This window comes from Flavobacterium sp. UMI-01 (assembly GCF_019656315.1).
In the GTDB taxonomy this organism is placed as follows: domain Bacteria; phylum Bacteroidota; class Bacteroidia; order Flavobacteriales; family Flavobacteriaceae; genus Flavobacterium.
In genome coordinates, this window is the sequence record NZ_BPLU01000076.1 from 1 (window position 1) to 406 (window position 406).

The following is a 406-nucleotide window of genomic DNA, read 5'->3' on the forward strand; positions in this document are numbered from 1 at the left end:
TCCTGCATCGTCAATCGCATCGATTTCTGGTTTAGTTACTGTAACAGTTACTTTCGCTTCATCACAGTTCGCTGGGTTTATTTTTTCACAGATTTTGTAAACCAACTCATAGTTACCTGCTGGAGTTCCTGCGGCCACTTTTACAGTTGTTCCGTCTAAAGTGATTCCTGTGTTTGTTGCACTAACAAAAGTCGTGTTGACTTTAGCTGGGTCAACAATCGCTCCGTTTAATTTATCATTTACCAATACGTTGGCTAAAGCTGTTCCACCTGTAAAGCCGTTTACCGCTGTTCCTGCATCGTCAATAGCATCGATGGCTGGTTTAGTAACGGTTACGGTTACTTTCGCTTCGTCACAGTTTGTTGGATTTATTTTTTCACAGATTTTGTAAACCAACTCATAGTTA

At 40.6% G+C, this 406-nt stretch carries 1 pseudogene; it reads right to left on the minus strand.

Annotated features, from left to right (window positions below):
* Positions 1-406 (minus strand): annotated as a pseudogene (locus K5R64_RS17095) (hypothetical protein); the annotation flags it as partial.